Raw genomic sequence first — 6,113 nt, 5'->3', positions numbered from 1 at the left:
CCGGACCGCCCCGACCGCCCGCACCCGCGGGCCCGTCCGCGCCGGGCGGTCCGGGCGGTCGGGGCGGTCCGGGCGGTCCGGCTGGGGCGCCATCCCCGCCGTGCCGCCCGGCGCCCCGCTCCGGCAGCGCCGCCCGTACCTCCGACAGGAGCCGCAGGGTGAGCGGGTGCCGGGCATCGGCCCCCGCGAGCGCCTCCTCCGGGATCCCGTACCGCAGCCGCGCCCGACGCGCCTCACCCTCGGTCAGCTCACCCAGCCGTACGCACGGCGGCAGCGACGCCCCCTCGCCCTCCGGCCGACTCCTGTGCAGTGCCTCCGACGGGAACCGCGCTCCCGCCTGCTCCCAGTACTCGGCCCGGCACGCCACCACGAGCCGCGCACCGTTCGCCCGCAGCCAGGCGACCGTGCCGTCGGTCCACTCCGCCAGCCGGTGCGCGAGGGCGGGTGGCATCTCCTCGGGCCCGTCAAGCAGAAGCAGCAACGGCCGCCCCTCCTCCGACGCGAGCCGGGCGAGCCGCTCCGGCCGGATGTCCCCCAACGCACCGTCGTATCGCCCGCCCGCCACCGGCTGCTCGGCCACACAGCCGAACGGGTCGGCCACCGTACCGAACGGATCGACCGGCGTGGTGAAAGCACCCATACCGGCGGACGCGGCGGAGACAGTGAACGTGCTGGACCCGCTGGACGCACCGGACGCACCAGACGCACCGGACGCGGCCACGATCCGCCCCGCCCGTTCCAGTGACCGTCGTGCCGCCTCGGCCACCGACCCGTCGTCGGCGAGGAGGTCGGCGCCCCGGAGCCACAACGTCGGGCTGGGCTCCGCCCCGCGCGCGCGTCGGGCGGCGAGCGCCGCGAGTGCTGTCGTACGACCGCTGCCGGGCGCCCCCACGAGCCCGAGGACGGTAGCCGGTCCGTCGGTGAAGTCGGCGAACTCCCGGACACATGCGGCGCGTTCGACGGGTTCCGCGGTGGCCGACGCGGTGGGCCCGGCCGGCGGTCGGGGCCCGTCGGATCCCACCGTGGTGGCCGTCAGCTCCAGGACCCCGGCGAGGTTCAGATCCGCCCCGTAGGCCGGGACGGTCGCCGCGTTGCGTGCGAGGAGGTCGGCCAGCGGCGGTACGGCCCGCCATCCGCGCAGGGGTACGGCGAAGCCGGTGGACCGGTGGGGTGCCTCCAGCGCGGTGCCGAGGACTCCCACCACGGTCCCGGTGGTCATGTCGAGGACGGGCCCGCCGGCTGCTCCCCCGCCCGGCCGCAACGCCTCGCTGCCCGCCGTCCCGATCGCCAACTCCAGGGCACCGGGCAGGAGATGGAAGCCGTCCGGCGCGGTGTAGGTGACGTCCGCCGTGCCCAGCACACGGGCCTCGCGCCAGCCGCCGGCGGCGATGCGGACATAGGCACCGACCTCGGCCTCATGGCTCAGCGAGAAGGGCAGCGGATCGACGCAGAGCCCCTCGGTGCGGATCAGCGCGAGATCGAGGGCGGGCAGCGGGGTCACCGCGTCGGAGGTCACCACACAGGTGCGGTCCCCGGTGGTGTGCAGCACGATCCGGGCCAGCCCGTCCACCGCCTCGTGGCTGGTGACGACCGTGCCGTGGTGATCGGCCACGAAGCCCGTGCCGCGCGGCCGTCCCGCAGGATCGACGACCCGCACCAGGACCTCGTCCCGCGCGGCCCGGCCGTCACCCGTCGCCCGACGGCCCCGTACCGCCATCCCTGACCTCCCCGTCGTACCTCTGTTCCGACGGTAGGCAAGCGAAGATCAGCAGGACAGACCGCTCCGCGAACGCGCCCCCCTCCGCTCCCTCGGTTCACTCCGAGCGCCTGCACGAAGGGGTGAATAGGCGTGGGCGGATGGATACACCTCTGAGTGGGGGAACCGAGGGGGGACCGTGGAGCGGCGGGAACAGCACACCCCGTGACCGTCGCTCCACGCTCGCTCCACCGGACCCCCACCCCGGTTCCCGGGCCCGCAGCGCGCCCAAGGCCCTCGGACTCTCCGGCCCTCAGCCGAAGACGGCCAGGCTCTTGGCCTTGCCCTTCAGGTTCTCCACCAGGGCCAGGAAGCGACCGTCGGCGTCGAAGACCGCGACGGCGCCGGCACCCGCGTACTCCTCGGGCATCTCCAGGCGCACGCCGTTCAGCAGGAGCCGGGCTCGCTTGGTGTCCACGTCCCAGCGGGGGAACGCGGCGGCGGCCGCCTCGGCGATCGGCATCACGGTCAGCTCCTCCTGGAGCTGGTCGAGAGTCCGGGCCGAGTCCAGCTTGTACGGACCGACCCGGGTCCGGCGCAGGGCGGTGAGGTGACCGCCGACACCGAGGTCGGCGCCCAGATCACGGGCGAGGGCCCGGATGTACGTCCCGGAGGAGCACACCACCGACACCACCAGGTCGAGGACGGGGGTGCCGTCCTCGGCGACCGCGTCCCGGATGTCGTACACGGCGAAGGAGGAGACGGTGACGGGCCGGGCGGGGATGTCGAAGTCCTCGCCGTCCCTGGCCCGCTTGTACGAGCGCACCCCGTTGATCTTGATGGCGCTGACCTTGGACGGCACCTGCATGATGTCGCCGGTCAGCTTGGCGATCCCGGCGTCGACGGCGTCGCGAGTGACCTTCGACGCGTCGACCGACGCCGTGATCTCGCCCTCGGCGTCGTCGGTGACGGTGGTCTGCCCGAGCCGGATGGTGCCCAGGTACTCCTTCTCGGTGAGCGCGAGATGACCGAGGAGCTTGGTGGCCTTCTCGACACCGAGGACGAGCACACCCGTGGCCATGGGGTCCAGGGTGCCCGCGTGCCCGACCCGGCGGGTCCGTGCGATGCCTCGCATCTTGGCGACGACGTCGTGCGAAGTGAAGCCCGACGGCTTGTCGACGATGACAAGTCCGTCGGGCGTGGTGCTCTTCTGGCGCTGCTGGGTCATTCGGCGGCGTCGTCCTCGTCGTCGCCCGGCTTCTTGTACGGGTCGGCTTCACCGGCGTACTTCGCGCCCGAGGCGCTCTCGCGCACCTTGGCGTCCGAGGTCCGCGCCTTGTCGAGGAGGTCCTCGATGGTGCGGGCGGTGTCCGGGAGGGCGTCGGCCACGAAGGTGAGGGTCGGCGTGAACTTCACGCCCGCCGCCCGGCCGACCTCGGAACGGAGGATGCCCTTGGCGCTCTCCAGTCCGGCGGCGGCCGCAGCCCGCTCCTCGTCGTCCCCGTACACCGTGTAGAAGACGGTCGCCTCCCGCAGATCCCCGGTGACCCGGGTGTCCGTGATGGTGACGTGTGAGCCGAGCCGCGGGTCCTTGATCCCGCGCAGCAGCTTCTGGGCCACCACCTCTCGGATGAGGTCCGCCAGCCTCTTGGCGCGCGCGTTGTCGGCCACTGGTCCGTCTCCTAGCTCGTTCTGCGTTACCGCTGTTTCTTGAATTGTCCTGCGATCCGGCTCCGCGACCGGTCTAGTCGTCGCCGCCGTGCAGCCGCCGTCTGACCGAGAGCAGTTCCACCTCGGGACGACCGGCGACCAGCCGCTCACACCGGTCCAGTACGTCGGTCAGGTGCCCCGTGTCACCGGAGACAACCGCCAGCCCGATGACGGCCCGGCGGTGCAGATCCATATGGTCGACCTCCGCCGCGCTCACCGCGAACTTCCGCTGGAGCTCGGCCACGATCGGGCGGACGACGGAGCGCTTCTCCTTCAGCGACCGTACGTCGCCGAGCAGGAGGTCGAAGGACAGAGTCCCCACGTACATGTGTGTAGCCGGTTAACCCGCCGGGCCGGGGTAGATGGCCTGCGCCGTGTCCGGGCAGGAACATCTGAACCGTACCCCGAACCCGCGGTGCGGCTCGACGGGATATCGGGCGCCCAGTGGGTCGGGGGGTGCGGGTGCGTTGGCGAGTGCGGCTGGGTGGGGTGTTACTCGCCACCCGGGGGCGCCAGCCCCCGGAAAACGGCCACACCGGCCGGCGGTGCCCGAAGCACCCCCGGCCGGCATGGACCTCGGGCTTACGCCCTCGGCTTCTCCCGCATCTCGTACGTCGCGATGACGTCGTCCACCTTGATGTCGTTGAAGTTTCCGAGGTTGATACCACCCTCGAAGCCCTCGCGGATCTCGGTGACGTCGTCCTTGAAGCGACGCAGACCCTCGATGTTGAGGTTCTCCGCGACGACCTTGCCGTCGCGGATGAGGCGGGCCTTGGTGTTCCGCTTGACCTCGCCGGAGCGGATGAGAACACCCGCGATGTTGCCCAGCTTGGACGACTTGAAGACCTCGCGGATCTCCGCCGTACCGAGCTCGACCTCTTCGTACTCCGGCTTGAGCATGCCCTTGAGGGCCGCCTCGATCTCCTCGATCGCCTGGTAGATGACCGAGTAGTAGCGAACGTCCACACCCTCGCGCTCGGCCATCTGCTGCGCACGCCCGGCGGCGCGCACGTTGAAGCCGATCACGATGGCGTCGGAGCCCATCGCCAGGTCGATGTCGGACTCCGTGACCGCACCGACGCCGCGGTGCAGGACGCGGATGTCGACCTCTTCGCCGACGTCCAGCTGGAGCAGGGAGGACTCCAGGGCCTCGACGGAACCAGAAGCGTCACCCTTGATGATGAGGTTGAGCTGCTGGACCTCGCCGGCCTTGAGCACCTTGTCCAGGTCCTCGAGCGAGACGCGGCGCGTGCGCTTGGCGAACGCGGCGTTGCGCTCACGGGCGGCGCGCTTCTCGGCGATCTGACGGGCCGTACGGTCCTCGTCCACCACGATGAAGTTGTCGCCCGCACCCGGGACGTTGGTGAGACCCAGGACCTGCACCGGCGTCGCCGGGCCCGCCTCGAGCACGTTGTTGCCGTTGTCGTCGTGCATGGCACGGACGCGGCCGTACGCGTCGCCGACCACCATCGTGTCGCCGACCCGCAGCGTGCCTCGCTGGACGAGGACCGTCGCCACGGCACCGCGGCCGCGGTCGAGGCGGGACTCGATGGAGATACCCTGCGCGTCCTGGTTCGGGTTGGCCCGCAGGTCGAGCGAGGCGTCGGCGGTCAGGATGACCGCCTCGAGCAGCGAGTCGATGTGCAGACCCTGCTTGGCGGAGATGTCGACGAACATCGTGTCGCCGCCGTACTCCTCGGCCACCAGGCCGTACTCGGTCAGCTGACCGCGCACCTTGGTCGGGTCGGCGCCCTCGACGTCGATCTTGTTGACCGCGACGACGATCGGCACGCCGGCCGCCTTCGCGTGGTTGAGCGCCTCGACCGTCTGCGGCATGACGCCGTCGTTGGCCGCGACGACCAGGATCGCAATGTCGGTCGACTTCGCACCACGGGCACGCATCGCGGTGAACGCCTCGTGACCCGGGGTGTCGATGAAGGTGATCTTGCGCTCTTCTTCGTTGACCTCGGTGGAGACCTGGTAGGCACCGATGTGCTGGGTGATGCCGCCGGCCTCGCCCGCGATGACGTTCGTCTTGCGGATGGCGTCGAGCAGTCGGGTCTTACCGTGGTCGACGTGACCCATGACGGTGACGACCGGCGGGCGGACGACCAGGTCGTCCTCGTCGCCCTCGTCCTCGCCGAACTCCAGGTCGAAGGACTCGAGCAGCTCGCGGTCCTCCTCCTCCGGGCTGACGATCTGAACCGTGTAGTTCATCTCGTCGGCGAGGAGCTGGAGCGTCTCGTCGGAGACGGACTGCGTCGCGGTGACCATCTCGCCGAGGTTCATCATGACCGCGACGAGCGACGCCGGGTTGGCGTTGATCTTCTCCGCGAAGTCGGTGAGGGACGCACCGCGCGACAGGCGAATGGACTCGCCGTTGCCGCGAGGCAGCATCACGCCGCCGACCGACGGGGCCTGCATGGCCTCGTACTCCTGGCGCCTCTGCCGCTTCGACTTACGGCCACGACGCGCCGGACCGCCGGGACGACCGAAGGCGCCCTGCGTGCCACCCCGGGCACCCGGACCACCGGGACGGCCACCGAAGCCGGGACGACCGCCGCCGCCCGCACCCGGACCACCGGGACGACCGGCGAAACCGCCGCCACCACCGGGAGCACCGGGACGACCGGCGAAACCGCCACCGCCGCCACCGGGACGACCGGCGAAGCCGCCGCCACCCGGACGACCGCCGCCGCCACCACCG

At 71.5% G+C, this 6,113-nt stretch carries 5 protein-coding genes; all 5 read right to left on the bottom strand.

Annotated elements, in window-relative coordinates; genetic code table 11:
• Nucleotides 1–1,717: serine protease (locus tag AOK15_RS47115; RefSeq protein WP_240508545.1), on the bottom strand; the 1,717-nt coding region annotated here is incomplete at its 3' end.
• Nucleotides 1,718–2,009: 292 nt separating this feature from the next.
• On the bottom strand, nucleotides 2,010–2,924 hold the full coding sequence (truB, locus tag AOK15_RS22220) for a tRNA pseudouridine(55) synthase TruB (RefSeq protein ID WP_055519614.1): 915 nt from the start codon (nucleotides 2,922–2,924) through the stop codon (nucleotides 2,010–2,012).
• A complete protein-coding gene (gene rbfA, locus AOK15_RS22215; protein ID WP_055519612.1) occupies nucleotides 2,921–3,367 on the bottom strand; it encodes a 30S ribosome-binding factor RbfA in 447 nt (148 codons plus the stop codon). Before rbfA ends, truB begins: the two co-directional genes overlap by 4 nt.
• 73 nt (nucleotides 3,368–3,440) lie before the next feature.
• Nucleotides 3,441–3,734 carry a DUF503 domain-containing protein gene (locus tag AOK15_RS22210; protein WP_055519610.1) on the bottom strand — a complete coding sequence of 98 codons (294 nt, stop codon included), beginning with the start codon at nucleotides 3,732–3,734 and terminating at the stop codon, nucleotides 3,441–3,443.
• A gap of 254 nt (nucleotides 3,735–3,988) precedes the next feature.
• Nucleotides 3,989–6,113 (bottom strand): translation initiation factor IF-2 (infB, locus tag AOK15_RS22205; protein WP_107099478.1); only part of this gene is annotated, 2,125 nt, incomplete at its 5' end.

This window comes from Streptomyces ossamyceticus (assembly GCF_001418475.1).
Classification (GTDB): domain Bacteria; phylum Actinomycetota; class Actinomycetes; order Streptomycetales; family Streptomycetaceae; genus Streptomyces; species Streptomyces ossamyceticus.
Note: the sequence above shows the minus strand (reverse complement) of the source record. Positions and strands in the feature narration are given on the sequence as shown.

Coding starts and splice junctions, on each gene's coding strand:
- truB (WP_055519614.1), bottom strand. CDS start 2,924: ATGACCCAGCAGCGCCAGAAGAGCACCACGCCCGACGGACTTGTCATC.
- AOK15_RS22210 (WP_055519610.1), bottom strand. CDS start 3,734: ATGTACGTGGGGACTCTGTCCTTCGACCTCCTGCTCGGCGACGTACGG.